General features: G+C 63.5%; 22 protein-coding genes. 13 read left to right on the top strand and 9 right to left on the bottom strand.

The features are described from left to right. Window position 1: 1 nt before the first annotated feature. From fabI to ACQ4W7_RS14370, 3 genes are all read right to left on the bottom strand, one after another. Window positions 2-787, bottom strand: coding sequence for an enoyl-ACP reductase FabI (fabI, locus tag ACQ4W7_RS14380; protein ID WP_426071982.1), 786 nt, complete (start codon window positions 785-787; stop codon window positions 2-4). After that, on the bottom strand, window positions 784-969 hold the full coding sequence (locus ACQ4W7_RS14375) for a hypothetical protein (RefSeq protein ID WP_426071981.1): 186 nt from the start codon (window positions 967-969) through the stop codon (window positions 784-786). Before ACQ4W7_RS14375 ends, fabI begins: the two co-directional genes overlap by 4 nt. 428 nt (window positions 970-1,397) lie before the next feature. Then, on the bottom strand, window positions 1,398-2,840 hold the full coding sequence (locus tag ACQ4W7_RS14370; protein WP_436531298.1) for an IgA Peptidase M64: 1,443 nt from the start codon (window positions 2,838-2,840) through the stop codon (window positions 1,398-1,400). A gap of 209 nt (window positions 2,841-3,049) precedes the next feature. On the opposite strand from ACQ4W7_RS14370, the gene ACQ4W7_RS14365 reads away from it, so the two are divergent. Together ACQ4W7_RS14365 and ACQ4W7_RS14360 are read left to right on the top strand one after the other, a co-directional pair. Next, window positions 3,050-3,652, top strand: a complete 603-nt coding sequence (locus ACQ4W7_RS14365; protein WP_436531296.1) for a TetR/AcrR family transcriptional regulator — start codon at window positions 3,050-3,052, stop codon at window positions 3,650-3,652. 8 nt (window positions 3,653-3,660) lie between these two features. Then, on the top strand, window positions 3,661-4,863 hold the full coding sequence (locus tag ACQ4W7_RS14360; RefSeq protein ID WP_436531294.1) for a DUF418 domain-containing protein: 1,203 nt from the start codon (window positions 3,661-3,663) through the stop codon (window positions 4,861-4,863). Here ACQ4W7_RS14360 and ACQ4W7_RS14355 read toward each other — a convergent pair. The 3 genes from ACQ4W7_RS14355 to ACQ4W7_RS14345 form a co-directional block, all read right to left on the bottom strand. Beyond that, window positions 4,854-6,107, bottom strand: a complete 1,254-nt coding sequence (locus ACQ4W7_RS14355) for a cyanophycinase (RefSeq protein WP_034780338.1) — start codon at window positions 6,105-6,107, stop codon at window positions 4,854-4,856. The two genes, ACQ4W7_RS14360 and ACQ4W7_RS14355, sit on opposite strands and share 10 nt — an antisense overlap. Window positions 6,108-6,269: 162 nt before the next feature. Beyond that, a complete protein-coding gene (locus tag ACQ4W7_RS14350; RefSeq protein WP_436531291.1) occupies window positions 6,270-9,065 on the bottom strand; it encodes a TonB-dependent receptor in 2,796 nt (931 codons plus the stop codon). A gap of 33 nt (window positions 9,066-9,098) precedes the next feature. Further along, window positions 9,099-10,100: a MurR/RpiR family transcriptional regulator gene (locus ACQ4W7_RS14345; RefSeq protein WP_436531289.1), complete on the bottom strand. Its 1,002-nt coding sequence runs from the start codon at window positions 10,098-10,100 to the stop codon at window positions 9,099-9,101. A gap of 201 nt (window positions 10,101-10,301) precedes the next feature. On the opposite strand from ACQ4W7_RS14345, the gene ACQ4W7_RS14340 reads away from it, so the two are divergent. Further along, a complete protein-coding gene (locus ACQ4W7_RS14340) occupies window positions 10,302-11,438 on the top strand; it encodes a succinylglutamate desuccinylase/aspartoacylase family protein (protein ID WP_436531287.1) in 1,137 nt (378 codons plus the stop codon). A 4-nt stretch (window positions 11,439-11,442) separates the two neighbouring features. Further along, window positions 11,443-12,831 (top strand): YfcC family protein, encoded by a 1,389-nt coding sequence (locus ACQ4W7_RS14335; protein WP_426071974.1) that lies wholly within the window; start codon window positions 11,443-11,445, stop codon window positions 12,829-12,831. A 5-nt stretch (window positions 12,832-12,836) separates the two neighbouring features. Here the strand turns inward: ACQ4W7_RS14335 and ACQ4W7_RS14330 are convergent, their stop codons facing one another. Together ACQ4W7_RS14330 and ACQ4W7_RS14325 are read right to left on the bottom strand one after the other, a co-directional pair. Beyond that, complete coding sequence (locus ACQ4W7_RS14330) at window positions 12,837-13,277, bottom strand: GNAT family N-acetyltransferase (RefSeq protein WP_436531284.1); 441 nt, start codon at window positions 13,275-13,277, stop codon at window positions 12,837-12,839. Window positions 13,278-13,450: 173 nt separating this feature from the next. Next, a complete protein-coding gene (locus tag ACQ4W7_RS14325; protein ID WP_426071972.1) occupies window positions 13,451-13,648 on the bottom strand; it encodes a hypothetical protein in 198 nt (65 codons plus the stop codon). Between the two features lie 266 nt (window positions 13,649-13,914). On the opposite strand from ACQ4W7_RS14325, the gene argH reads away from it, so the two are divergent. Next, complete coding sequence (gene argH, locus ACQ4W7_RS14320; protein ID WP_436531282.1) at window positions 13,915-15,312, top strand: argininosuccinate lyase; 1,398 nt, start codon at window positions 13,915-13,917, stop codon at window positions 15,310-15,312. 51 nt (window positions 15,313-15,363) lie between these two features. Here the strand turns inward: argH and ACQ4W7_RS14315 are convergent, their stop codons facing one another. Next, entirely contained in the window at window positions 15,364-16,020 is a 657-nt protein-coding gene (locus tag ACQ4W7_RS14315) for a hypothetical protein (RefSeq protein WP_436531280.1), read from the bottom strand. Window positions 16,021-16,692: 672 nt separating this feature from the next. Here ACQ4W7_RS14315 and ACQ4W7_RS14310 point away from each other — a divergent pair. The 8 genes from ACQ4W7_RS14310 (at window position 16,693) to ACQ4W7_RS14275 (ending at window position 26,729) form a co-directional block, all read left to right on the top strand. Then, window positions 16,693-19,224: a M4 family metallopeptidase gene (locus ACQ4W7_RS14310; RefSeq protein WP_436531278.1), complete on the top strand. Its 2,532-nt coding sequence runs from the start codon at window positions 16,693-16,695 to the stop codon at window positions 19,222-19,224. A 253-nt stretch (window positions 19,225-19,477) separates the two neighbouring features. After that, complete coding sequence (locus ACQ4W7_RS14305; RefSeq protein ID WP_436531275.1) at window positions 19,478-20,671, top strand: type II secretion system F family protein; 1,194 nt, start codon at window positions 19,478-19,480, stop codon at window positions 20,669-20,671. A 10-nt stretch (window positions 20,672-20,681) separates the two neighbouring features. After that, window positions 20,682-22,379 (top strand): GspE/PulE family protein, encoded by a 1,698-nt coding sequence (locus ACQ4W7_RS14300; protein WP_436531273.1) that lies wholly within the window; start codon window positions 20,682-20,684, stop codon window positions 22,377-22,379. Then, on the top strand, window positions 22,366-23,154 hold the full coding sequence (locus ACQ4W7_RS14295) for a hypothetical protein (RefSeq protein WP_436531271.1): 789 nt from the start codon (window positions 22,366-22,368) through the stop codon (window positions 23,152-23,154). The genes ACQ4W7_RS14300 and ACQ4W7_RS14295 overlap by 14 nt, the downstream gene beginning before the upstream one ends. Continuing rightward, window positions 23,145-23,687, top strand: coding sequence for a hypothetical protein (locus ACQ4W7_RS14290; protein ID WP_436531269.1), 543 nt, complete (start codon window positions 23,145-23,147; stop codon window positions 23,685-23,687). The genes ACQ4W7_RS14295 and ACQ4W7_RS14290 overlap by 10 nt, the downstream gene beginning before the upstream one ends. Then, window positions 23,675-24,295, top strand: a complete 621-nt coding sequence (locus tag ACQ4W7_RS14285) for a type 4a pilus biogenesis protein PilO (RefSeq protein WP_436531267.1) — start codon at window positions 23,675-23,677, stop codon at window positions 24,293-24,295. The genes ACQ4W7_RS14290 and ACQ4W7_RS14285 overlap by 13 nt, the downstream gene beginning before the upstream one ends. Further along, the gene (locus ACQ4W7_RS14280) at window positions 24,292-24,831 is read left to right on the top strand and encodes a hypothetical protein (protein WP_426071963.1); all 540 of its coding nucleotides are present in this window, start codon (window positions 24,292-24,294) and stop codon (window positions 24,829-24,831) included. The genes ACQ4W7_RS14285 and ACQ4W7_RS14280 overlap by 4 nt, the downstream gene beginning before the upstream one ends. A 17-nt stretch (window positions 24,832-24,848) precedes the next feature. Further along, the gene (locus ACQ4W7_RS14275) at window positions 24,849-26,729 is read left to right on the top strand and encodes a secretin GspD/PilQ domain-containing protein (RefSeq protein ID WP_436531265.1); all 1,881 of its coding nucleotides are present in this window, start codon (window positions 24,849-24,851) and stop codon (window positions 26,727-26,729) included. The last annotated feature ends 3 nt before the right edge of the window (window positions 26,730-26,732 follow it).

The following is a 26,732-nucleotide window of genomic DNA, read 5'->3' as shown; positions in this document are numbered from 1 at the left end:
GTCAATTCAGAATGTTGTAGCCGCCATCGACATATAAGGTGCCACCCGTGATGGCGCACGCGCCGTCACCGGCGAGGAAGGCGCACAGCGCGCCCACGTCCTCGATGGTGGCCAGGCGCCGCATGGGCGAACGTTCGATGGCGTCGGCCATCAGGCGGTCGAAATGGGCAATGCCGGAAGCGGCCCGCGTCTCCAGAGGCCCCGGCGAGATGGCATTGACGCGGATGCCCTGTGGGCCCAGTTCCGCAGCCAGATAGCGCACCGATGCTTCCAGCGCCGCCTTCACAGGGCCCATCAGGCCATAGTCGGCGATGACTTCCTCCGCACCCAGATAACTCATGGTCATCAGGCTGCCGCCGTCCGGCATCAGGGGTTCGGCCAGCTTCGCCATGCGCATGAAGGAGTGGCAGGAAATATCCATCGCCTGCGCAAAACCGTCAGCCGAACTGTCCGTGACGCGGCCATGCAAGTCCTGCTTCGGCGCGTAGGCGATGGAATGGACGAGGAAGTCGAGCCGCCCCCACTGACGCTCGATCTGCGCGAACAGCGCTTCGAGCTGGCCCGGCACGGCCACGTCGAGCGGCGCCATGATGGCCGCCGACAGTCGCAACGCCAGCGGCTCCACGTGTGGACGCGCCTTGTCATTGAGCCAGGTCACGGCGAGTTCGGCGCCGGCCGCGCGCAATGCGCTGGCGCAGCCCCAGGCGATGCTTTGCGTGTTGGCGATGCCCACCACCAGGCCCCGCTTGCCCTGCAAAGGCAAGTGCTGGCGCAAGTCGGCCGTCATGCCTGGACTGGACGCAGGGCGGGCCACGGCGTGGCCGCATGCACGCATCGCACCGCGCCGGCGCGCATGGCGGCAGCGCACATGGCCAGGGTGACGCCACCGGCGCGCGCATACGGCAAGGCAATGGGAGTGTGGGGGTGTAAGGTACTGCACGCGCCAGGCGCGGGGATCTGCATCTTCATGAATCGGGCTTCCGTCACTGAAATTCGAGGCCTGCACCAGTGCATTCTCGGGGAACTGGTACGGGGCGAAATTACTCTACAGCATTTAGACGCGTGATTCGTGATGAGCCCGATCCGCATTCCATGACGCTTTGAGCTAGGTCAACTATAAGTGCGATTGCGGCAATGCAGCATTGATGTAGATCAAATTCTACCTCAATATTATCTAAATGAAATATTTTTCAAGCAAGCGTGCGAGCATGCATATTTGACAATTCTTCTGGGCTGACGGGGAGAAAATGGACTTTACCAGCGGCGATAGTTATTGAATTAAAAACAATAATCGTTGGGAGGTGGCGGACGGCGGATGGTGGGGAGAGACAGAATGAGGGCCATGCTATTGCATTGCAACATGGCCGCCATGCCTTACGAAACTGCGCTAACCGGCCTTATTTGCGCGGCGCCGTGGCGGGACGCGAATACAGGTCGATGATGGTACTGATGCCATCTTGGCATACGGAGCAAAACGTCTCGCTGCGGTCGAACATGATGCATTGCATCTCGGGCCGGTAGTAGCCGGACGACTCATAGTTGGCGCCCTCGAAGGCGCCAACGGCATGCCGCTGCGGCGCCTTGGAGAACAGCTGCTGGGTGTACGCCAGGTCGGCCTTGAACAAGTCGCTCATCTCGCTTTCCGGGCGGTTGGCCGCGCGCAGGGCGGCGCGCTGCTTCTGGTATTCGCGCGCATGGCTGTCGTACGCTTCCTTCGGCCACGGCGTCGGCAGTGGCGTGCCGGCTTTGACGTGGTTCTGCCATTTCAGCCTGGCCGGATCGCGCAGCGCCGTGGCGTTCGGCTCCCACGGTTCCTGCCGCTCGCCATTCGACTGATAGGCCACGGGCGAGGTGTAGTACTCGTCGGCCAGGCCGGCGAAATGGTGGCCGAATTCATGCACGAACAGGTAATTGGCCCAGTCGTTATTCGCTGCGGCCGTGCTGAACTGGCCGAAGATGCCGCCGCCGCCGTAGGTGTCGTTGTTGACGAGGATTTCAATGAATTCATACGGCGCATACTGCGCCAGGTCGCGCAGGGCGCGGTTGTCCGTCGTCAGCACGTAGCGCTCGCTGCCGAATATGTCGTAGCGCGTGCCCAGCGGCGAGGCGTGATGCACGCCCGTCGATGGACGCGATACGCCCGATTCCTGCGTCGGCGCTGCCATGGCCCACACATTGAAGTCCTTGGCCCGTTCGCGAAATGGCGAGACTGTAAACAGGTGCTCGGCCAATTTCCGCGCCGTCGCTTCGAACTTGCCCATGTCGGCCGCCGTATAGCCGTCGCCCATGATCAGCAGGTCGACCTTCTCGGACGAGGGGCCTTCGACACGGATAGGTATCGGCTTGACGGGCGCCGGCGGCTGCTTGCGGATCACATCCTGCGCGGCAGGATCAACATCGGTACTCCACACAACGGAAAACAGACCGCGCTCGTCACGCTTGAGGATGCGCACGCGCACGGGCTGCTCGGGCTGCGGGAAGCGCACGGATTCCTGGAAGGCGCGCGTGGTGGTTTTCGCTTCATCGGTGCTGGCCCACTCGCCGAAGATGGTGGAAAAACCGCGCGAATACAGCACCTTGCCCGACTTGATATCGACCACTTCCAGCAGGTTGTTGCCACGGTTGCTGTCGTCGATGGGGCGTGCCAGATTGCCCGGCCACGGCAAGGGCTCGACCAGCACGCGCTCAACCGCATAATGTTCGCCCAGCGCATTGCCGCTGTGCTGGTAATCGAGGCGCATGGTGGCTGGCTGCGACGCATTATCCGCGTGCGCGGCAGGGAGCAAGCCGGCGGCCAGCGCCAGCGCGCAGAGGAAGGATCGAGTCGGGGTCTGCTGCATGTCATTCCTAAAACGGTAGAAAAACAGGTGGAGGGAACGGTTTTCCAAACAATCAGCGGGCCTGTCGGCAAGCGCGGAAAAAACCGCTGCGGCACATTGTAGCGACAGGAAGCGGGCATGCAAAGCACGCGTTTTCAGCCTGCACGCTTGACCTCGGAAACAGCTTGCCCTATATTAAACTGACTAATCGATTAATTAATAAGGAATGTATGCGCACCATCGATCCCGACAAACACGCGGCCCGCCGCGCCGCCATTCTCGCGGCGGCGCGCCACTGCTTTGCCCGCAAGGGCTTTCACCAGACCAGCACCGCCGCCATCTGTGCGCAAGCGGGCATGAGTCCCGGTAACCTGTTTCATTACTTCCCCACCAAGCAAGCCATCATCGCCGCCATCGTCGACCAGGAAGGCGGCGAGACGGCCGCCTATTTCGCCGGCGCGCAAGACAGCGCCGATGCGTACGGCGCCCTGCTCGACTTCATGGACCTGGTGCTGGCGCTGGCGGCCGACGCGGACTTTGCGGGACTAACTTTGGAAATAGCGGCCGAGGCGATGCGCGACATGGATATCGCGGTCAGGGTGGCGCGCAATGACGCCTGCCTGCGCGGCGGCCTGCAAACCTTGCTGGAAGAGGCGGCCGCGCGGAGCCAAATCGACGCCGCGCTGGACCCCGCGCAAACGGCCAGCTGGCTCGCCGCGCTAATCGACGGCATCTTCAACCGGGTCGCCGTCGATCCCGATTACACGCCGCTGGCGCAGCGCGCCAGCCTGCACCAGCTGCTGGCGCGCTTCCTGCGCCCGGCCCTGCCATGAGCGCCTCCATGAAAACCAAGCCCGCGCGCATCGCCGACGTCGACGCCCTGCGCGGCTGCGCCCTATTCGGCATTTTGGTCGTCAATATCGGCGCCTTCGCCACACCCTGGTTTGGCCTGGGCATGACCGATCCGGCCTTTCACGGCAGCGTGGATCGCGCCACGCATTTTCTCGTCGCGCTGCTGTTCGAGACCAAGTTCTACCTGCTGTTTTCCTTCCTGTTTGGTTATAGCTTCACCTTGCAGATGCAGGCGGCAGCGCGTGCCAATGCACCGTTCGTGCCGCGGATGCTGCGCCGGCAAGCAGGCCTGTGGCTGATCGGCGCCCTGCATGCCGTGTTCCTGTTTCATGGCGACATACTCACCACCTACGCCGTGCTGGGCATCGTACTGCTGGCGCTGCACCGCTGCGGCGAACGCCAGGCACTGTCCCTGGCCTTGATTCTCGTCACCGTCTGCGCGGGGTTCTGGGGATGGATGGCCTGGCTACAAAGCCTGCAACCGGCGGGCGACGCCGCCCAGCAAGCCGTGACCATGGCGCAAAAGGCGGCGACCGCGCTGGCCGCCTACCGTGCCACGCCGGCCACCGTCATCGCCCAGCACTTGCGCGAACTGAATGAAATCTGGATCGTGCTGCTGCTGGTGCAGGCGCCGTGCGCGCTGGCCATGTTCCTGTGCGGCCTGGCCGCCGGCAAGCGCGAGATGCTGCTGCACGCAAGCGCTTATCTGCCGCTGCGGCGCCGCCTGCTGCGGGCCGGCGCGTTGGCGGGGGTGCCAGGTGCCGCCATCTATGCATGGACCTCCGTGTATGCTGACAACCAGGCATGGCAGGTGGCGGGACTGGCCGTGGGCCTGGCGACCGCGCCGCTGCTGGCGGGCGCTTACCTGGCGCTGGCCCTGGCCCTGTTCGAGCGCCTGCGCAACGGCACGCTGTTTGCCATGCTGGCCGACACGGGCCGCATGGCCCTGTCGAACTACCTGCTGCAGTCGGCCATCTGCGCCTGGCTGTTCCTCGCGTATGGCGCACGCTTGATGGGCAACGTCTCGCCGCTGGGTGCCCTGGCGCTGGCCATCATCATCTTTTGCATGCAGCTACCACTGAGCCGATGGTGGCTGCGCGGTCACGCGTATGGCCCTGTCGAGTGGCTGCTCAGGGCCTTGACGATCGCGGCGTGGCCGCGCTGGCGGCGCGCCGGCACCGCTTATTTGTAGCGGTACAAAGGCTGGCGCAGCTGGATCGGGCGGATGTCAAGGCGCAGCTTCAGCACCGAATACGCTTCCGCCTCGGTCGAGCTGTAGCCGACGCTGTTGACGGTCTTGCTGAACCTGAACTCGAAACCCAGGTCCGGATACGGGTCGCGCGGGTTGCCGAAGGCGATGCCGATAGCTTCCTGCTGCGCGTTGTCGATCAGGTTGCCCATCAGGTCGAGCACGGCGTTATTGCCGAGAATATCGTTGGTAAACACAGGCTCGCGCATGTCGGGCTGGTTCGGATCGAGCTTGTTGTCGGCCTTGTCCGGCGACGGCGTAAACACGCGCGTGACGAGGTTGAATTTGTCGCCCCGGTCCAGATAGCTGATGGCGGCGTTGCTGATATTAAAATTTTTCACGCCACGGTCGCTGATGGCGCCCGACAGGTCGATCAGCAAGGCACCGCTGTAGCCGATGACTTCCACGTCGCGCATGGCGTCGACCACCATGGCGCTGTTTTCATCGATGCCCAGCCCCAGGTGATAGCCTTTTTTCAGCATCACGGGAATCATGCGCGCAAAACGCCCGCGCACCAGCAGATGCTGGTCCACGAAGACATCGCTGCCGATGAAGCCCAGCCCCGGCGCAATCTCGCGCCCGTCCGTCACGCCCATCTTGAGCATGTCGAGCACGGGTTTGGCGTCGTAGAACATGGTGGTGCTCATGATGGCGGCACCGGCGCTGGAACCGGCGATCACGCCGCCGTTGCGATAGACCGACCAGATGGCTTCCAGCGCGGCCGTGCGGCTGCCGTCCGGGCGCAGCAAGGCTTGCGTGATGCGTCCCTGGTCGCCGCCGGCAAAATAAATGCCGCTGGCCGACTTGATCTGCGTGACGATGGCCGGGTCTTCGGCTGCCTTGCGGTAATCGCGATTGGGCAACTTGACGGCCAGCGGCACGAAAAAGGCGTCGGCGCCATATTGGTTAAGCTTCTTGATGATGCTTTCTCCCGATTTTTCCGGGTTCATCGCGGCCGATGCCAGCACGGCGATGCGCGCGCCTGGCCCGCCCGACAACTTGACGATGCGCTGCCAGACTTCGGCATTGTCGGCACGCAGGCCGCCGCCAATGATGACGAGGGTGCCCTGCGGGGCGCTGCCGATGGCACTGCCGCCAGGCGCCGCCACGGCATGGACGCTGCACAATGCCAGCGCGAACAGCAGCGCGGCGCGGAAGGTGTGATACAGGCTTGCGGATGATTTCATGGTGCCTTTCGAATACAAGGAAAGTGGCGCACACTTGTTGCTACAGGCGCGCGCCCTTGCTGCCAAAACTGCTGCTTGCAACCCAACTGCATCGAACTACGATACTACTTGCTGCATATGACAGCGTTGTTGCGGTATCTCCACGCTTCTATGTAAAACTGCTTACTTGAAGCTGTAATTGGCACTGGCATAGAAACGCCGGCCGCGCGGGTCCGTGTAGGTCGGATCATAGCCGGAGAGGAAAAAGTACGCCTGGTTCGAGTACGGCGGACTGGTATTGAACAGATTCTGTATGCCCGCGCGCAGCTTGAACTGCTTGTTGACGGCATACGCGCCGGACATGTCCCACAGCGTATACGCCTTCACCCGGTTCGGCTTGACCACACTGCCATCGTCCGTGTTGATGGCCGAATTCTGGTCATCATAGCCGCTCGAATAGGTGTTCGACAGGCTGGCCGAATACGGGCCATTGTCCCAGTCAAGGGTGATCGTATGGCGCCAGCGCTGCACCACGCCGTCCGTGACGAATTTATTCAGGTTACTGATAAAGACGTCGCCAGGGCTGGTCTGGATTTTCGAATCGAGCACATAGGTGCCGCTCAAGTGGCCGCCGAAGCGTCCCCAGGCAGTTTGCACACCATGCAGGTCGGCCGTCAGGTCAATACCCGCAGCTTTTTGCGCGCCGCGGTTTTCCTTGCGCAGCTCGATATAGTCGATTTCATTGTCCTTGTTGCGGTGCACGAGGTTGCCGTACTTGGCGAGGTTGCCAAGGATGATGTCGTCGCCGATCTCGCTGATCAGGTCCGTGCGCTTGATGTTCCAGTAATCAAAGCTGAAGGTCCAGTGCTGGCTGGGCTCAAGCACCAGGCCGGCCGTGAACTGGCGGCTGCGCTCCGGTTTCAGCTTGTCGTTGCTGTAGCGGCGCGTATCCCAATTATCGGCGCAGACGGAGTAATCATTGTTCTCGCTCGCGCAATACACGGGATCCGGTAGCGTCGCCGTACTGCTATAGGCAGTGGGCCGGTGCAGATCCGACATCGATGGCGCGCGAAAGCCCTTGCCGGCCGAGGCGCGCAGCAGCACCTGCTTGCCGGGCATATAGGTCAGCCCGATCTTCGGACTGAGGGCGCCGCCTACCTGCTGGTAATGATCGTAACGGCCAGACAACTGTGCCTGCCACTGCTTGGTAAATGGCAGCAGCAATTCACTGTAAATGGCTTGCACCTTGCGGCTGTCGCTGGTGGCCACGCCGCCTTCGGGCGCCGCATCATTGTTGATGTTGTCGCTCATCAGCAACGCCGATGGACGGAACTCGGTGCGTTCGCGGCGCACTTCGCCGCCCACAGCTAGCGCCATGTCGCCGCCACCCAACGCCATCAGCGCGCGCGATGCCTTGAAGTCGAGCGTATCCATGGTGCCGCGCGCATGCCGTACTTCGTCATTGACCTGGATGCTGTCGAGCAGCGCCTTGCCCTTCGCGCCCGATGGGCCAAACGGGTTGATGTCGCCGGAAGCGATGCCCTCCAATAGCTTGTCGTACAGGACATAACCATGCGTATCGCGGTCCTTCACGACGTTGACGCTGTGATTGAAGCCCACCTCGTAATCCCAGCCGGCGAGCGTGCCGCTGGCGCCCACCACGAAGCGCTGGCTCTCACTGGTCAACTGACTGGTGCGCATGCCCGCCTCGTTCAGCCGCATGCGCAGTTCCAGTTCACGCCCTACCGGGTCGCCATCTTCATCGACCGCCGTATCAAAGCCGGCATTGGCCAGTTGCGGCACCTTGCTGTAATCGAGGTAGCCGATCACGCGCGCCGACGAGCCCACGTAATAGCTGCGCGAGCGGCTCAACGCCACTTCCGCATATAGCTGATGGTCGTTACCCAGCTTCAGCACGCCGCGCGTGAGCAGGTTCTGCTTGTCCGTCTTCGGATACAGCTCCGTGTCGCCCATGTAATCGTAGGTACAGGCATCGACGCCGCCCGTTCCCGCCGGCAGGTACAGGTTGGCCGGCGGCGCGCAGTTCGGGATCGACAGATTGATCTGCCGGTTGGTGATCGGCTGGCCATTAAGCTGGAAGCCATTATCCTGCAAGTGCGCGCGCTGGGCGCTGGACAGGCGGATATTCGCCGGGCTGGTAAAGTTCGACAGCAAATGCCCCAGGCGCTGCGGAATCTGCAGGTTCGGAATAAACTTGCGCTGCGAGGAGCTGAGGCGGTCCGTCTTTTGCATGTCGACCACGGCAAAGATATTGTAGCCATCCATGGCCAGGTCGCCCGTGCCGGCCGTGATGCTGGCCGTGCGCTTGCCGGCGCCCCCTTCATCGGTGCGGCTGCCGTAGGCGTTCAGCTCCACGCCCTGGTAATCCTTGCGCGTAATGAAATTGATGACGCCGCCGATGGCATCCGTGCCGTACAGGGCCGAGGCGCCGTCGAGCAGTACTTCCACGCGCTGCAGGGCGGCGGCAGGGATATTATTCAGGTCCACGCCGGCATCGTCGCCGGGCGAGGCAAAGTTCGCCATGCGCCGGCCATTCAGCAGCACCAGCGTGGACGACGTGCCCACGCCGCGCAAGTTGGCGCTGTTGAAGCCGCGCTGGTCGCCGCCCACGTTGATGCTGGCGCCATCGGTCAAGCCACCTACATTGGCAGACACACGCGCCATCAGCTCGGCCGCCGTCGTCACACCCGCCTTTTCGATGTCGGCGCGCGTGATGATCTGCACCGGCAGCGCCGTCTCCGATTCCAGCCGCTTGATGGCCGACCCCGTGATTTCCACGCGCTGCATTTTTTTCGGCGCAGGCTCGCCTTCCTGCCCCTGCTCCTGCGCCAGCGCGCCGTTGGCCAGCATGCCCAGCGCCGCCGACACGCTCAGGGCGCCCAGCGCCAGTCGCACGCCTTGCGCCAGCACCGACTCGCGTGGCAGTACGCAACTGCCGTCTTGTTTTTCTGCTTGCATGCAAACTCTCCCCGATGGTGTTAACCCTGATTTTTATAATGACTGCGGCACTGCCTTGCGCTGCTTTACTGCTCTTTTCCGGGTTCCCTGCACGCCATGTTCGCCGCCGTACAGATAGGCGGCGATGACTTCGCTCAGGCGGGCCGCTTTTTCAACGTTCTTCTTGTTCGATACCATCAGCGCCACGGCCAGCGCCTCGATCATGGCCAGCGCCGTGCTGGCGCTGCTGGGCAGGACGGGATGCGTGCTTTGCGCATACAGCGCGTGATCGGCCAGTTCGGCCAGGGGGGACGCGGGCGAATCGGTGAGCGCCACGATGCAGGCGCCGCGGTCGCGCGCGAAGCTGGCCAGGCCGATGCAGTCGAGCGTGTAACGGGGGAACGAGATCACCACCAGCACGTCGTGCGCCGTGAGGTTGACCAGATGGCCGGCCGCCACTTCCGAGCCGCCGATGCCCACCACTTCCACCACATGCGGACAAAACGGCTGCAGATGCTGCACCAGCATGCCGGCCAGGTTGGCCGACAGGCCAAAACCCATCACATACACCACCTTGGCGCGCGTCAGGCGGCGCACCACGGCCTGCATGGCGTGCGGCGACAGGGCATCGGATGTGGCGGCTATGTTCGCGGCCGCATACTCCAGGCTTTCCGTGATGGGCGACGTGGCGCGCGCACGCCGCTGTATCGTGCGGCGCAATTTGTCGACTGGCTGCAACAGCGATTGCAGGGTTTCTGCCATGGCGCCGCGCATGGCCGAATAATTCTTCTGGCCGATGTCGCGCGCGAAGCGGCTGATGGTGGCCGTCGATACCTGGCAGCTGTCAGCCAGTTCCTCGATGCCCAGCGCCGTCACGCGCATCTGGTTGCGCAGCAGGTAATCGGCGATCTGCCGCTGCGACGCCGAGCCGCCGGCCAGCACGTGCATCAGCGCCTGCCCCAGCGGCGATTGCGCGAACGCGGCATCGGGCGACGATAGGGCGGTGGCCGCTGGCGTGTAGGGACTGCTGCGTGCAGGACTGGCGGATGATTTCATATCACTGGCGGCCTGTGTTCTTGTGCATGGCGGATGACGAAAAAAAGGCGAAATCGGGTCGCTGGAACTTACTCTACTCATATCAAAAAGAAAACTCAACAAATATTTGTAAAAGGATTTTCATTGATTTACTTCGTGAAAATATTGCTACATAATCGACCGAAATCCATCAACCGCGCCCCGTTTTGGGGCGAATTCACCATGCAAGTACAACAGCATCCCATTTCCACCGCGCACGCCAGCGTAGTGTGCCAGTTGAGCAGCTTCCACTTCGGCACTGCGGCGGCCAATAGCCGCAGTGGCAAGAAGGTCTACATTCAGGCGGCGCTGCATGCGGACGAGGTGCCAGGCATGCTGGTGTCGCAATTTTTGCGCCGCGAACTGCTGGCGCTGGAAGCGGCGGGCAAGGTGCATGGCGAAATCATCCTGGTGCCGGCCGCCAATCCCATCGGCCTGGCACAAGCCATCCATGGCGCGCCGTTCGGCCGCTTCGATCTGACCACCGGCATCAACTTCAACCGCGCCTACCGCCATGTGGCCGATGAACTGAAAACCACGCTCGATGGCCAGTTGGGACAGGATGCGCAAGCCAACGTGGCGCTGATACGCCGGCACGCGCGCGCCGCCGTCGCCGCTTGGCGGCCGGGCACGGATGCCGAGGTATTGAAGAAAACCTTGCTGGGCATGGCCATCGACGCCGACATCGTGCTCGACCTGCATTGCGATAACGAGGCGGCCCTGCACATTTACACAGGCACGCCGCTGGCCGCGCAGATCGCGCCCCTGTCCGCGTTACTGGGCGCGCGCGCCGTGCTGCTGGAACTGGCGGCCGGCGAAGAGCCGTTCGACGAAGCCTGCAGCCGATTGTGGTGGGATCTGGATGCGCACTTCAAGGGACGCTATCCGATTCCCGCCGCCTGCCTGTCGACCACCGTCGAGTTGCGCGGCGAAGTGGAAGTGAGCTACGCCCTGGCCGAACGCGACGCCAATGCCCTGCTGCGTTTTCTCGCCATCGAGGGCGTACTGGAGATCGACGGCGCCGGCGACGACCTGCCCGCACCGCAATGCGAGCCGACGCCGCTGGCAGGCGTGGAACCGATCCTCGCGCCGCATCACGGCGTACTGGTCTACCTGCGTGAAATGGGCGACGTGCTGGCCGCCGGCGACGCGTTAGCCGACCTGATCGACCCTGTCAGCGGCGAGACGACAACCTTGCGCTGCACCGTCGCCGGCGTCTTTTTTGCGCGCAGCGCCCACCGCCACGTCTTGCGCGGCATGAACGTCGGCAAGGTCGCCGGCGCCATCGCCTTCCGCGGCGGCAGTCTGCTGAGCCAATGACGCCATGAGAAAATTCAAGCTCCCTAATACCTTCGTCCTGCTGTGCGGCATCCTGGCCATGATTGCCCTTGCCACCTGGCTGGTACCGGGCGGGAAATTCGATACACAGCTGGTCAACGGCAAGCAACTGATCATCCCCGGAACGTTTCACTACGTCGACAACAAGCCGCAGGGACTCGCCGCCCTGATGATGGCGCCTATCAAGGGCTTCGTCGACGCCAGCCTGATTATCGGCTTCGTGCTGATCGTCGGCGGCGCCTTCGCCGTGCTGCAGAAAACCGAAGCCTTCGATTCGCTAATCAAGGCCATCGCCAAGGCGCACACCAGTTCGCGCTTCGTGCGCGCCGCCATCATCCCCGTGTTCTTCACCATGTTCTCGCTCGGTGGCGCCACTTTCGGCATGAACGAGGAAGCGATTCCCTTCATCCTGATCTTCGTGCCGCTGGCGCTGGCACTGGGCTATGACACCATCACGGGCGTATCGATTCCCTTCATCGGCTCGCAGGTGGGCTTTTCCGCCGCCTTCCTGAACCCGTTCAATGTCGGCATCGCGCAGGGTATCGCCGGCGTGCCGATCTTTTCCGGCATCGGCTACCGCCTGATCGTGTGGGCCATCGCCACGGCGGTCAGTATCGTGTTTTTGATGTGGTACGCGGCGCGCATCAAACGCCATCCGGAAAAAAGCCCGACCTATCTGCTCGACATCGAAAAGCGCAGCGAGCACTCGATGGACCTGGACAGCTTTGCCGGCATGACCGGCACGCACCGCGCCGTGCTGTGGATTTTCATGGCGACGTTACTGACGATGGTCGTCGGCGTCGTCAAGTACGACTGGTTCATCGATGAAATCGCCGCCCTGTTCCTGGTGATGGCCATCGTTGTCGGCCTGGTCGGCCGGCTCGACATGGACAGTTTGGTGGCGTCTTTCGTGCAGGGCGCGCGCGACATGGTCAGCGTGGCACTCGTCATCGCGCTGGCGCGCGGCACCATGATCCTGGCGCGCGACGCGCAGATCATCGACACCATGCTGCATGCGCTCACGCCCCTGGTGGCGTCGTCGAGTCCCGTCTTCGCCGCGCAGAAGATGTTCTTCATGCAGTCGGTGATCAACTTCTTCATCCACTCGGGCAGCGGCCAGGCCGCGCTGACCATGCCCATCATGGCGCCGCTGGCCGATCTGGTGGGCGTGACGCGCCAGACCGCCATCCTTGCCTTCCAGTTCGGCGAATTCACCACGCCGATGATCCCCACTTCCGGCATCACCGTCGGCGTGCTGGCACTGGCGCGCGTGCCGTGGATTACGTGGGCCAAGTGGATGATCCCGCTGCAGCTGATTTACCTGGTGCTGGCGCTGCTGCTGCTGATTCCCCCCTGCCTGATGCACTGGCAGTAAGCCATTCAAGGCTGGTAGATGTCCGGCACATACCGCTCCATCAGCGTCCCTGGCCTGAACGGGGCCGTAAAGCCGTAGCGTGCATATAAATCATGCGCCGTGCTGGTGGCCAGCATGAAGCGACGCAGGCCCTGCAGATCGGGATGCGCCATCACGGCCGCCATCAAGCGCTTGCTGTAGCCGCGGCCGCGGTACTCTGCCAGCACGTACACGTCGACCAGGTAGGCAAACGTGGCGCAGTCGCTGACCACGCGGGCGAATGCCACCTGGCGGTCGTCGATATAGCCACCCACGCAGAGAGAATGGTCGATCGCGCGCTGCACGGTGGCCGGCGGGATGCCGATGGCCCATGTCGATTGCGTACTGAGAAAATGGTGGATGGCTGGAACGTCGAGTTCCGCCTTGTCGGTGCTGACGTGCAAATCTTGGGTATTCAGGTGTGACATGGTGTGCCGGTCCGCCAGTCGTTGAAAAACACGATCCTCTGCGATTTTGGCGCTGCTGTCACCAGGGCTGGAGAGAACCGGGGGGCGCCGCCCGTCCTGACTGCCTGTGACGCGATAATTCTGCTGCGTGCTTCTGCTACTGCTACTACTGCTGCTGCTCTTGCCGTCATCGATTACAGGGCAGCTTTTTCTTCGACGCTCAGGCGCTTGGCGCTGACATACACCGTGTGCATGGTGGCCTGGTCGGCGCTGGCAACGATGGCTGCTGGCGCGGCGCGGAACTTCGGCACGGCGGCGGTGGCCAGGCTGGTAGCAGCGGCGATGGCGATAATGGCAACGAAGATGGCTTCCATGTTTTTAGCGATGTTCATGATGGTGTCCTTTGAGTGACTGGTTGTGTGCTGCGATGATTGAACTGTAGGCCGATCACCGCTGGACTGCCATCGGATTGCGACAAAACGCACGATTTGCGGGACAGAATACAAAAAGCCCGGATGGAACGCGCAACAGCGCCCGCGCCGTGGCATTTGACGCGTGTCAGCCCCACTCCTGGCCATTTCAGCGCCCTGCAAGCCCCCAAAAGCCCTACCGCAGGCCAACCTTGTTTATAATCGCCCTACACTAAAGGACTTCTTTCATGACTGATCAATTCTCCAAAAAGGGCGAAGCCTGGTCGGCCCGGTTTTCCGAACCGGTCTCGGACCTCGTCAAGCGCTACACAGCTTCTGTTTTTTTTGACAAGCGCCTGGCGCTGTTCGACATCGAAGGTTCGCTGGCCCATGCGGAAATGCTGCATGCGCAAGCCATCATCAGCCCGGCCGATTACGCGGAAATCCAGCGCGGCATGGCGCAAATCTCGCAGGAAATCGCCGCCTGCCAGTTCGAATGGCTGCTGGACCTGGAAGATGTCCACCTGAATATTGAAAAGCGCCTGACCGAACTGGTAGGCGATGCGGGCAAGCGCCTGCACACGGGCCGTTCGCGCAACGACCAGGTGGCCACCGACATCCGCCTGTACGTGCGTTCCGCCATCGACGACATCACCGCCCTGCTGGCGACGTTCCGCAGCGCGCTGACGGACCTGGCCGAGCAGCATGCCGACACCATCATGCCGGGCTTTACCCACATGCAGGTGGCCCAGCCGATCACCTTCGGCCATCACATGCTGGCCTACGTGGAAATGTTCGGCCGCGATGCCGAGCGCATGGCCGACTGCCGCAAGCGCGTCAACCGCCTGCCGTTGGGCGCCGCCGCTCTGGCCGGCACCACCTTCCCCATCGACCGCCTGCGCGTGGCCAAGACGCTGGGCTTCGACGACGTCTGCCACAACTCGCTCGACGCCGTGTCGGACCGTGACTTCGCCATCGAATTTTGTGCCGCTGCCGCCGTGCTGATGATGCACGTGTCGCGCATGGCCGAGGAACTGGTAATCTGGATGAGCCCACGCATCGGCTTCATCGACATCGCCGACCGCTTCTGCACCGGCTCGTCGATCATGCCGCAAAAGAAAAACCCGGACGTGCCGGAACTGGCCCGTGGCAAGACAGGCCGCGTGTATGGCCACCTGATTGGCTTACTGACCCTGATGAAAGGCCAGCCGCTGGCCTACAACAAGGATAACCAGGAAGACAAGGAACCGCTGTTCGATACCGTCGACACCGTCATCGACACCCTGCGCATCTTTGCCGACATGGCCGGCGGCATCACAGTGAAACCGGAAGCGATGCGTGCGGCAGCCCTGCAGGGTTATGCCACGGCGACCGACCTGGCAGACTACCTGGTCAAGAAGGGCTTGCCGTTCCGTGACGCGCATGAAGCGGTGGCCCTGGCCGTGCGCGCCTGCGTCGATGCCGGTTGCGACCTGGCCGACCTGTCTTTGGAACAGCTGCGCGCATTTTCCCCGTTGACGGGCGAAGACGTGTTCGCGGTGCTAACCCTGGAAGGCTCCGTCGCCGCGCGTGACCACGTGGGCGGCACCGCGCCGCGCCAGGTGCGCGCCGCGATTGCCCGCGTGCGCACGCAGCTGGAAAAATAGACGGCTTCCGTCCCGCCAGCGCCCCGCTGCATCGCTGCAGCGGGGCGCTTTTCATTGCGCGACGATTTTCGACAACACGGAAAAGGCGGCGCCCGTCTGCGATGCTTCCAGCAGCAGGGTCAACTCCGTATAAGTGCAGATGATGTTGATCAGGTTGATGCGGTCCCACGCCAGGCGCCGCAGGATGGCGTGATACACGCCAGGCGTATAGCAGGTTTCGGGCGCCAGGTGCAAGGTCACGGCCGTCACCCGCTCCAGGCGCGCCAGTTCCTGCTCGTCGCCGAAAACCTCTTCCACCAGCGCATGCAGCTCGCGGCTGCAGATCACCATCACCTCGTTGACGCCGCGTGTCACCGTGATGAACGTGCCGCGCTGGGGTGCGGCCAGCGCCAGCAACTGACGCTGGCAGGCATACGTCTGGTCGGAATAGCGGTAGGTAAAAATCATCAGCTCGCTGCGCGTGGACAGTTCGCCCGCGCGGTGCGCCAGCACGATCTCGCCGTTTTTCTGCTGCGGCATCCTCTCGGCCAGGCGGCGCAGCGCCATCACCACGGCGGCTTGCCCCACCGGCTTCCACAAATCGGTCTGCAATTGCGGCTGCAGCTGGCGCGCCAGTTCCGACAAGTTGAGCAAGCCCCGGCCCAGTCCCTCGCTGAGAAACACCGATTCCATCACGATCTGTTCCACTTTGGTCGCTATCGAAAGCATAGTTCTTCGGGCCGGTGATTCCGGTGCACGCACCAGTAGCCGGCAACCCTTTCTAAAAAAAGTATGCACTGCGCCAGCGACCACGCCGGGCGGCGCGGTCGGACTCGCTGAAAAGCCCCCGTCGCAGGGGGAGGAGCCGGATAGCGGCGGCTAGGAAGGCGGATGCAGCATGAATGCGGCTCCAGAGGGGAAATGGCTGAAACCAACAGCAGAAAATAGAACTGATGTCATGTGAAACTCCTGATTTTTTCCCGATGCGCTGTATCTGGACGCGGTCATTGCCGCGTGCGCTTTTTTTGTTTTCGCGTGCGCCACTGGGGACAACGCGAAGACCTAGTGTAGATCGCAATATTTAGAAAATGCAACAGTGTTTTTCCAACAGAACACGTCATTGATGGGACTGGTCCAAAACAAAATTTGCAGCTTGCGATACATCAAACTTTGCGATGATGCAGCGCCAATAAATGTTCAATTCTTAACAAAAATTCGCGTAGTGACCCATTTCTTGAATTTTTTGACATGGCGATCTCGACAAGTTTAGTGTCCCCCTACCCGGCGTCATGCCACCACAAAACGGCAGACTATCCGCCAGCCGCCAGGCACGCCGGGGTGGCCATCAGGCATCGCGGCCAGCTCATTCACCATTTCCTTAACCGATACCATGGAGCAGAAATGAATTTACGTTTGACGATAGTTGCCGCATCCATCGCCGCCCTGCCGCTGATGGCCACCACTGCCGATGCCGCCACGCCGCTGCCACACACCCTGATGGCCGCCCCGGTTACCCTGGCCTCTCCACAAGAGAACGCCAGCTTGGTCGACAAGCTTGCCACGCAGGCGCGCAGCCGGGGCCTGAATACCGAACATGGCTTTGCCGTCGGCGCCCAGCATCCGGGCGTCAGCGGCACGCGCGTGAGCCGCGTACAGCACACCTACAAGGGCTTGCCCGTCTTCGGTTCCGAGACGGTGGTGGTCAGCAACAGCGCCGGCGACATCGTCAGCGAATCCGTGTCGGACCGCGCGTCGGGCCTCGGTAGCGGCGGTGTCAATGCCGTCACCCGCAGCGCCACCACCGATATCGACACCACGCCGGCCGTCAGCGCTGCCGCCGCCATCGCCGCCGCCGTGAAAAGCATCGGCGTGCCGGCCGTCGACCATGTGCCGCCGCATGCGCAACTGCTGATTTACCCCGTGATGAAAACGGTGCGCGTGGCCGGCGCCGAGAACAAGTCGGAAGCCGCGCTGAACGCCCTCGACGTACAGGACGTGGTCGACCACTACGAGCTGGCCTACCTGGTGCAGACGCGCATGATCAGCGGTAACAAGCCCGTTTACTATGACACCGTCGTCAGCGCCAAAGATGGCCGCATCCTGCGTCAATGGAAAGCCCTGAAAACCGTCGCCGGCATCGGCAACAGCCAGTACAACGGTCAGGTCCCGCTCAACACCACGCTCACGGGCAGCACCTACACCATGAAGGACCCCAGCCGCGGCACGGGCGGCAGCTTCGGCGGCATGGCCATCACGAATGCCAACCACGGCACCACCTCGGGCAGCGTGTACAGCAGTACCAGCAATACCTGGGGCGACGGCCAGCAATACATCAACGGCGGCAGCACCACCAATGCCAACGGCCAGACGGCGGCCGTGAACGCGATGTGGGGCTTGATGAACACCTACGACACGCACAAGAATGTGCTGGGCTGGTCCAGCCTGGACGGCAACAACACGGCCACCCACATCGCCGCCCACGTCAACACGGCCTACGACAACGCCTATTACGATAGCAGCTGCAAGTGCATGTACATCGGCGATGGCGGCAGCTCGTTCAACAACCTCGGTTCCATCGACGTGATCGGCCATGAAATGGGCCACGGCATCACGGACGCCACCTCGGGCCTGATCTACTCGCAGGAGTCGGGCGGTTTGAATGAATCGAGCTCGGACATCGCCGGCGAAATGGTCGAAGCGTATGCGCGCGCCGGCGGCACCGGCACCACGATTCCCAACACGGGCAACGATTGGATGACGGGTAAGGAAATCGCCAAGAATGGCCAGCCGCTGCGCTGGCTGTACAAGCCGAGCAAGGATGGCAGCAGCCCGAATGCATGGAGCAGCACCATCAAGAACCTCGACGTCCACTACAGCAGCGGCCCGAACAACCGCATGTTCTACTTCCTGTCGCAAGGTTCGAACTCCACCGCCAGCAGCGACTACTACAGCTCCTACCTGAACAAAAGCCCGCTAGCCATGACCGGTATCGGCAGCGACAAGGCCTACCGCATCTGGTTCAAGGCAGCCACCACCAAGTTCACTTCGTCGACCAACTACGCCGATGCGCGCAACAAGGTGCTGCTGGCCGCCGAAGAACTGTATGGCGTGGGCAGCGCCGAGGCGACGGCCGTCAAGCGCGCGTATGCGGCCATCAACGTGGGCGCCGACGTCGATGAATCGACCACGGGCGGCGCGGTGACGATCACCAGCCAGCCGGCCAGCATCACCGTCGCACCGGGCGCCACCGCCTCGTTCGCCGTGGGCGCGGGTGGCGGCACGGCGCCGTACACCTACAAGTGGTACCGCAACGGCGCTGTGATCAGCGGCGCCACGTCGCCAGCCTACAGCTTCACCACCGTGGCGGCCGACAACGGCGCCGTCTTCAAGGCGACGGTAACGGATGCCTCCTCGCCCGCCGTGACGGCCACGTCGAACAACGCCACGCTGACGGTGGGCACGAGCAGCGCCACCGAACGCGTGACGAACGGCGGCTTTGAAGCGGGTGCCACGGGTTGGAGCGGCACCACGGGCGCCATCGGCACGTTTACGGGGCAAGCCGCGTATGAAGGCACGCAGTACGCCTGGCTGGGCGGCAATGGCGCCACGGCCAGCGAATCGCTGACGCAAAGCGTGGCCATTCCGACCGCCGCCACCTCGGCCAGCTTGACCTTCGCGCTGCATATCGACACGGCGGAAACGGGCAATACCGTGTACGACAAGCTGGTCGTCACCGTGAAGAACAGCGCCGGTACGGTGCTGGGTACTCTGGCCTCGTACTCGAACGTGAACAAGGCGGCCGGCTACCAGATCCGCACCTTCAACCTGATCGCCTACAAGGGTCAGACCGTGCAGATCTCGTTTGCCGCGACCGAGGACGCCTCGCTGCAAACCTCGTTCGTGATCGACAAGGTCAGCCTCGTCACCCAGTAAGCGGTTGAACATGCGGGCAAGCCATCGTTACAAGGGCTTGCCCGCGCATGCAACACCGCACGATTGATTTTTTGGTAATTCCAGTCTACCCTGAGGCAACTCATTGCATCTTGCTGCTGCCGGTACCCGCGACGAATTGAACTTTTTTTGGATTGTTCCCGACCGATGCCTACTTTGACCGCACGCGCCTTCGTCCCTAGCAGCCTGTCTCTGTCCCTGTATGTTTTTGTCGTCCTGCTCACCTGAGCCGACGATGCAGTTCCACCTCCAGGTGCAGGGTCCGGCGGGCAGCCAGGCGCTGGCCATCGACGCCGCCAGCGAGGCCGAGGCGATCCGCGCGGCCGTGCGCGGCGGCTGGCGCGTGCTGGCCGTCGACGATGGCGCTGCGCAGGATGCGGGCGCCGCGCTACGTCCCGGTAAACAGGGCCTGCCCCTGCTGCAATTCAGCCAGGAGCTGCTGGCCCTGCTCGAAGCGGGCCTGAACCTGGGCGAGGCCATGGCCACCCTGCACAACAAGGAAACGCGCCAGGGCGCCAAGGCCACCCTGGCCGCCATCGTGCTCACCTTGCAGCAGGGGCTAAGCTTTTCCGACACCCTGGCCGGCTTCCCCGACATTTTCCCCGACATTTACATCGCTACCGTGCATGCGGCCGAACGCTCGGGCAACCTGCCCGAGGCGCTGGCGCGCTTTGTCGGCTACCAGCTGCAATTCGACGCCATCCGCAAAAAACTCATCTCCGCTGCCATCTACCCGTGCATGCTGCTCGTCGTCGGCGGCCTGGTAACGCTGTTCCTGCTCGGTTACGTGGTGCCGAAGTTCAGCGTCGTCTACGAAAGCTCGGGCCGCGAGATTCCGTGGATGTCGCAAATGCTGCTCGGCTTTGGCCAGACCCTGGCCGCGCATCCGCTGCTGTGCGCCGGCGCACTGGCCGCCGCGGTTGGCGCCGTGGTCTTTGGCATAGCCAATGCCGGCGCGCGCCAGGCCCTGGTCTTGCGCCTGCTGCGCCTGCCCGTGCTGGCCGGGAAGGCGGCGGAGTTCCGCCTGGCCCGCTTCTACCGCGCCCTGAGCTTGCTGCTGCACGCGGGCATCCCGCTGCACAAGGCGCTGGCCATGGTCGGTCCCATGCTGCTGCCGGCGCAGCAGGAGCAACTGGCGCAGGCACGCCGCGCGGTACAGGAAGGCATGCCGTTTTCCACCGCACTGGAACACGCCAACATGACCACGCCGGTGGCGCAATCGCTGCTGAAAGTGGGAGAGAACACGGGCCGCCTGGGCGACATGCTGGAACGTTCGGCCAAGTTCCACGACGAGGAATTCGCGCGCTGGGTGGACTGGGCGTCGCGCCTGCTCGAACCGCTGCTGATGACCATCATCGGCGTCGTCATCGGCGGCGTGGTGGTGCTGATGTACATGCCGATCTTTGAACTGGCCGGGAGCTTATCTTGAAGTTCATGTCATGAACGCACGCGACGAAGAGCGCACCGTGCTCGATGCGGCCATGCTGCGCCGCGCCCATGCCAGCGCGCTGGAACAGGGCCGCCCGCAGATGGCCGTGCTGCAGGAAACGGCAGCCTTGCCACCCGAAGTCTTTTTGCGCCAGCTGGCCGCCCTGTTCCGCTACCCGGCCTGGACGATGGCCGAGCTGCAAGCCGCCTTGCCCGCCTTTGCCCTGCTGCCCTACACGGATTGCGCCCAGCGCGACTGCGTGCTGCTGCAGCCGGGCGCCCCCGGCGCGCCGCCCGTGCTCGTCATCGGCAACCCGTTCGCCGAAGACCTGCTGCAGTGGGCCGACTTCGCCCTGTCCACGCCCTTCACGGTGGCGTTGGCCCACCCGGACGACCTGGCCGCCTATTTGCTGCAGCAGGAAAGCGTGCAACAGGCGATGCAGGAGATGCAACACGGTGATGATGTGCCGGGACTGGACCAGAGCATCGAAGACATCTCGCTGATCCGCATCAGCGAAGACAGCAGCCCGGTAGTAAAACTGGTGAACTCCACCATCTACGACGCGCTGAAATTCCAGGCCAGCGACATCCACCTCGAATGCGACGTGGCCAGCCTGGTCATCAAATACCGCGTCGACGGCGTGCTGGTGCAGGCGGGCCAGGTGCAGGGATTGGCGATGGCCGAACAGATCATCTCGCGCATCAAGGTCATGGCCGACCTCGACATCGCCGAACGGCGCATCCCGCAAGATGGCCGCTTCAAGGTGCGCGTGAAAGGAGCGGAGATCGATTTTCGCGTCTCCATCATGCCCAATATCTTTGGCGAAGATGCCGTGCTGCGCCTGCTGGACCGGCGTGCGCTGACGGAAGCGGCGCAAGCGCTGCGCCTGGAAAGCCTGGGCCTGAACGAGGATGCCATCGAGCAGATACGCCGCCTGGCCGCCAAGCCGCACGGCATGTTGCTGGTGACGGGACCCACGGGCTCGGGCAAGACCACCACCCTGTACGCGGCCATCACGGAAATCAATACGGGGCGCGACAAGATCGTCACCATCGAAGACCCCGTCGAATACCGCTTGCCGCGCGTGCTGCAGATACCCGTCAACGAAAAGAAGGGGCTGACGTTTGCGCGCGGCCTGCGCTCCATCCTGCGCCACGATCCCGACAAGATCATGATCGGCGAAATCCGCGACGACGAGACGGCGCAGATCGCCGTGCAGGCGGCGCTCACCGGCCACCTGGTATTTACCACCGTGCACGCGAATAATGTGTTCGACGTGGTGGGCCGCTTCCTGCACATGGGCGTCGATGCCTACAGCTTTGCGGCGGCCCTGAACGGCATCGTGGCGCAACGCTTGCTGCGCCTCAATTGCGCCCATTGCGCCGTCGACGCCAGCGCCGAGGTGCTGGCCGATGCGCAGCAATTGCGCGACAGCGGCCTGGCCCTGCACCAGGTACAGGACTGGCAATTCATGGCCGGCAAGGGCTGCGGCCATTGCCGCGGCACCGGCTACAAGGGCCGCAAGGCAGTTGCCGAAGTGCTGATGCTCAGCGATGCGATGCGCGAAATGATTTGCACGCGTGCGCCCCTGAGCCAGATGAAGGAAGAAGCGGCGCGCAACGGTTTTCGCCTGGCGCGCGAAGCGGGCCTGGACCTGGTGCGACGCGGCGAAACCACTTTAGCGGAGCTCAATCGTGTCACTTATTGAACGTATTACCCGCGCCACCCTGTGCCTGCACCTGGCGCCGCACGGACTGTACGGCGTGCTGCGCCGCGCCGGCCGTCCCGTGGCCGACAGCGCCTTCCACCTGCCGATCCTGAACCCCGACGCCAGCTGGGAAGTGGCGCTGGCGGCCCTGCGCGGCTGGCTCGAACAGGATGGCGGCAAAAAACTGCCGCTCGCCGTCAGCCTGGCCAGCCGCTGGTGCGCCATGCTGATCGTGCCGTGGAGCGGCGCCTTGCTCGACCGGGCCAGCGCGCAGCGCTTTTTGCATAGCCAGTTCGCTGCCGTGTACGGCGATGGCGCGCGCGCCTGGCGCCTGGCTACCGACGACGCGCCTTATGGCAAGCCGCGCCTGGCCTGCGGCATCGATGCAGCTCTGCTGCAAGGCGTGCAGGAGGCGCTGGCAGCACATGGCCGGCGCTGCCTGTCCATCGAACCCCTTGTCGGACCGGCCTGGCGCAGCATCGCCGGCGGAAAACCTGCCGCCTTCGCCCTGGTGGAAGCGGGACGGCTGCTGCTGGCAACGACCAGCAGCGGGCGTATCACGGCCTTGCACAGCCAGTCTTGCGGCGCCGCCTGGGGCGAGGAACTGGATCGGGCGTGGCGGCGCTGGAACTTGCGCGCGCCGCAGCTGGACGCCATCGAACACGTGGCGCTGCTCGACTTGAGCGGCGTGCCGCAGCATGCCCTGCCGGGGCGCTTCCAGCCCATACCCGTGGCCGGCGCCGCCCACCTGATGCGGGAGGCAGCATGGGCCTGAGCCGCCTGGAATTCCTGCCGCCCGGAGCAAAACAGACCTTCAAGGGCTGGCGCATGGCCCTGTGCCTGGCGGGCGGCTTGATGCTGCTGCCGGCCGCCGTGTACTGGCTGGTGCAGGCGCAGGAAACGCGGCGCCTGGAAGCGCAACTGGTGCAGCTGCAGCCCGCGCGTCCCGTGCGTGCGCCCCTCTCGGCGAGTCAGCAGCGTGAACGCGACCTCGAACTAAAACAGGTGGCTGCCGCCGTGCGCCAGCTTAACCTGCCCGTCACGCGCCTGGTCAAGACCGTGCAGCCGCCGCGCGACGTGCACGTGGCCCTGCTGGGACTGGACCTGAACGCGCAGCAGGGACAGGATGGCGCCAGCGTCCTGAAAATCGCCGCCGAGGCGGAAACGCCGCAGGACATGCTCAACTACCTGGCCTTCCTGAACCAGCAACCCATGTTCAGCGCCGTGTATCTGCTCAAGCACGAGATGAACGCCAACACGTCGGAACACCCCTACCGTTTTCAGCTGGAGGCGCAATGGCGGCAATAAAACCTGTGTTGAAAACCAGCACACCCGTGGCCCGTCCACGCCAGCAACTGCGCCTGCCCCCGCGCCTGCAATGGGAGGCGCAGCGGCTGTGGCGCACCCTGGGCTGGCCTTGCGCCATCGGCGCGGCCGGCCTTGCGCTGGCCGCTTTCGCCGTGCAGCAGGGCGATGCCTTCGACGCGCGCCAGCAGCAATTGACGGCAAAACTGGCCACTGCGGCCAGACAGTCGGCGCTGCCGCCGGCGGCCGTCACGCTCGATGCCGATGCGGACAGCCTGGCAGCCTTTCACGCCTACCTGCCCGCGCATGACAGCATTCCCGAACAGTTGAAGGCATTGCTGGAGGTGGCGCAAAAGAGCGGCGTCACTCTGGCCAAGGCCGACTACAAGCCGCAGGAAGACGGCAACACGGCCTTTTTGCGCTACCAGATCACCCTGCCCGTGAAGGCCGAATACGCGCAGCTGCAAACCTTTATCGTCGATGCCCTGCAAGCGCTGCCCACCCTGACTCTCGACTCCGTGCTCTTCAAGCGCGAACAGATCGAAGCGGGCGAGATCGATGCGCGCATCCAGTTCATCCTGCTGGTGAAGAAGGCGGAGGTACGCCCATGAAAAAAGCCGTACTGGGAGCCGCCGCCGTGGCGACTTTGCTGGCCGCCCTCTTCGCCCCCGAGGACGAGGGTAGCATCGTGGGGCCGGCTACGGCCACCACGCGACAGGTGGAGCGTGTGGCGGTCGCGCCTCTCGCTGCAGCCAACGCCGCTGCGCAAACTGATCGCGCGCTGGCCATCCATCCACGTCGTGCGCTCGACGACGAGGAGGCGGCCACCCTGTTCGCCAAGCAAAGCTGGCAACCGGAAACGCCGAAAAAAATCATGCTCGACCAGCAGGCGGCGCAGGCCACGCGGACTGTCGCCGCCGTCGATGCGAACGCACCGCCACCGCTGCCCTTTCAATTCCTCGGCCGCTTTGTCGATGAAGGCAAGGCCGCCTACTTCTTGCAAGCCGGTGATCGCAACGTGGTAGCGCGCCCCGGCGACACGCTCGAAGAGCGTTACCGCTTCGACGGCGTGGTGCAGGGCGCGCTGCAATTTACCTATCTGCCGCTCAACCTGAAACAAACACTCGCCGTAGGGGATCTCAATTGAAACGACGCGCCGCACGTATGTCAGGCACCTTTGCCCTGCTCCCTCTGCTCCCTTTGCTATCCCTACTGGCCGCCTGCGCCGGCAACCAGGCGTATAACGACGGCCAAGCCATGCTGGGCGCGGGCCGCACGGAACAGGGCCTGGCCCTGCTGGAACAGGCGGCGCAAGCCGAGCCGACCAACGCCAAGTACCGCATCGCCGTCACCAATGGGAAAATGCGCGCGCTGAACAATCTCAATGGCCGCGCCGAAGCGCTGCGCCTGCAGGGCAAGCTGCCCGAAGCGCAAGCGCTGTACCAGCAAGCGCTGGCGCTGGACGCCAGCAACGACGTAGCGCAACGGGGCCTGGCCGGCGTGGCGCAGGATGAACGGCACCGCAAGCTGGTGCAGGAAGCGCAGGCCAACTACCAGCGCGGCGGCGAAGCGAATGTCGCGCAAGCGCAGGAAGCCTTGCGCCAGGTGCTGCAGGAGCGCCCCGCGCAGCGCGAGGCGCTGGCCCTGAAAAGCCGCATCGGCGATGAGCAGGCGAAGGCACGGCCGGCCGGCGGCAAGCTGGGCGCCGCCTACAGGAAACCAGTCACCCTCGAGTTTCGCGACGCGCCGCTGCGCTCCGTGTTTGACTTCATCAGCAAGGTATCGGGATTGAACTTCGTCTTCGACAAGGAAGTCGATCCGGCCCTGCGCGCCACCATTTCCGTGCGCGACACCAGCATCGAAGAGGCGATTGCCATGCTGCTGGGCGCCAATCAGCTGGAACAAAGCGTCACCAGCGACAAGTCGATCACGATCTATCCGAATACGCCGCAAAAGGTGAAGGATTACCAGCAGCTCGTGGTGCGCACCTTCTTCCTCGCCAATGCCGATGTCAAGACGGTGGCATTTTCCATCAAGACCCTGCTCAAGGCCAAGGATGTCGTCACCGACGAGCGGCTGGGTATCATTATGCTGCGCGACACGCCGGAAATGGTGCGCATGGCCGAACGCATCATCAACGTGCAGGATCTGGCCGACCCGGAAGTGATGCTGGAAGTGGAAGTGCTGGAAGTCAAGCGCACGCGCCTGATGGAACTGGGCGTGCGCTGGCCCGACCAGGCCAGCCTGACCTTGGCCGGTGTCGGCAGCGGCTTGGGCGGCCTGAAGGTGGCGGACCTGCACCGCATCAATGGCGACAATATCAACCTGGGCATCGGCGGCGTCACCCTGAACGCCAACAAGACGGACAGCGACAGCAATATCCTGGCCAACCCGCGCATTCGCGTGCGCAACAAGGAAAAGGCCAAGATCCTGATCGGCGACCGCGTGCCCGTCATTACCGTCACGACGAATAACGGCGTCAGTTCCGACAGCGTCAACTACATCGACGTGGGCTTGAAGCTCGACGTCGAGCCGAACGTCTACCTGGACGACGAGGTGGCCATCAAAATCAACCTGGAAGTGTCGAACGTCGTCAAGGAAGTGATCAGCAAGACGGGCACGCAGGCTTACCAGATCGGCACGCGCAGCGCTTCCACGGTGCTGCGCCTGAAGGATGGCGAGACGCAGGTGCTGGCAGGCTTGATCAGCGACGAAGACCGGGGCACGGCCAACAAGGTGCCGGGCGTGGGCGAACTGCCCGTGCTGAACCGCCTGTTTGGCAGCCAGAAGGACGACGCCATGCGCAGCGAGATCGTGCTGTCGATCACGCCGCGCCTGCTGCGCAGCATCCGCCGCCCGGACCTGACGACGGCCGAATTCAATTCGGGCACCGAGGCATCCGTGGGCGGCCGCGCCAGCGTCAGCGGCAGCCCTGAGGCTATCGCCGCGCCCGAGCAAGCCGCGCCGCGCACCGGCTCGCCCATGACGGGCGGCGACGAAGCACCGGCCGCCGGCGACAAGGCCACTGTCAAGGGTGGCCAGTGAGGT

The organism is Janthinobacterium algoris (genome assembly GCF_051380935.1).
GTDB lineage: Bacteria > Pseudomonadota > Gammaproteobacteria > Burkholderiales > Burkholderiaceae_D > Janthinobacterium.
Note: the sequence above shows the minus strand (reverse complement) of the source record. Positions and strands in the feature narration are given on the sequence as shown.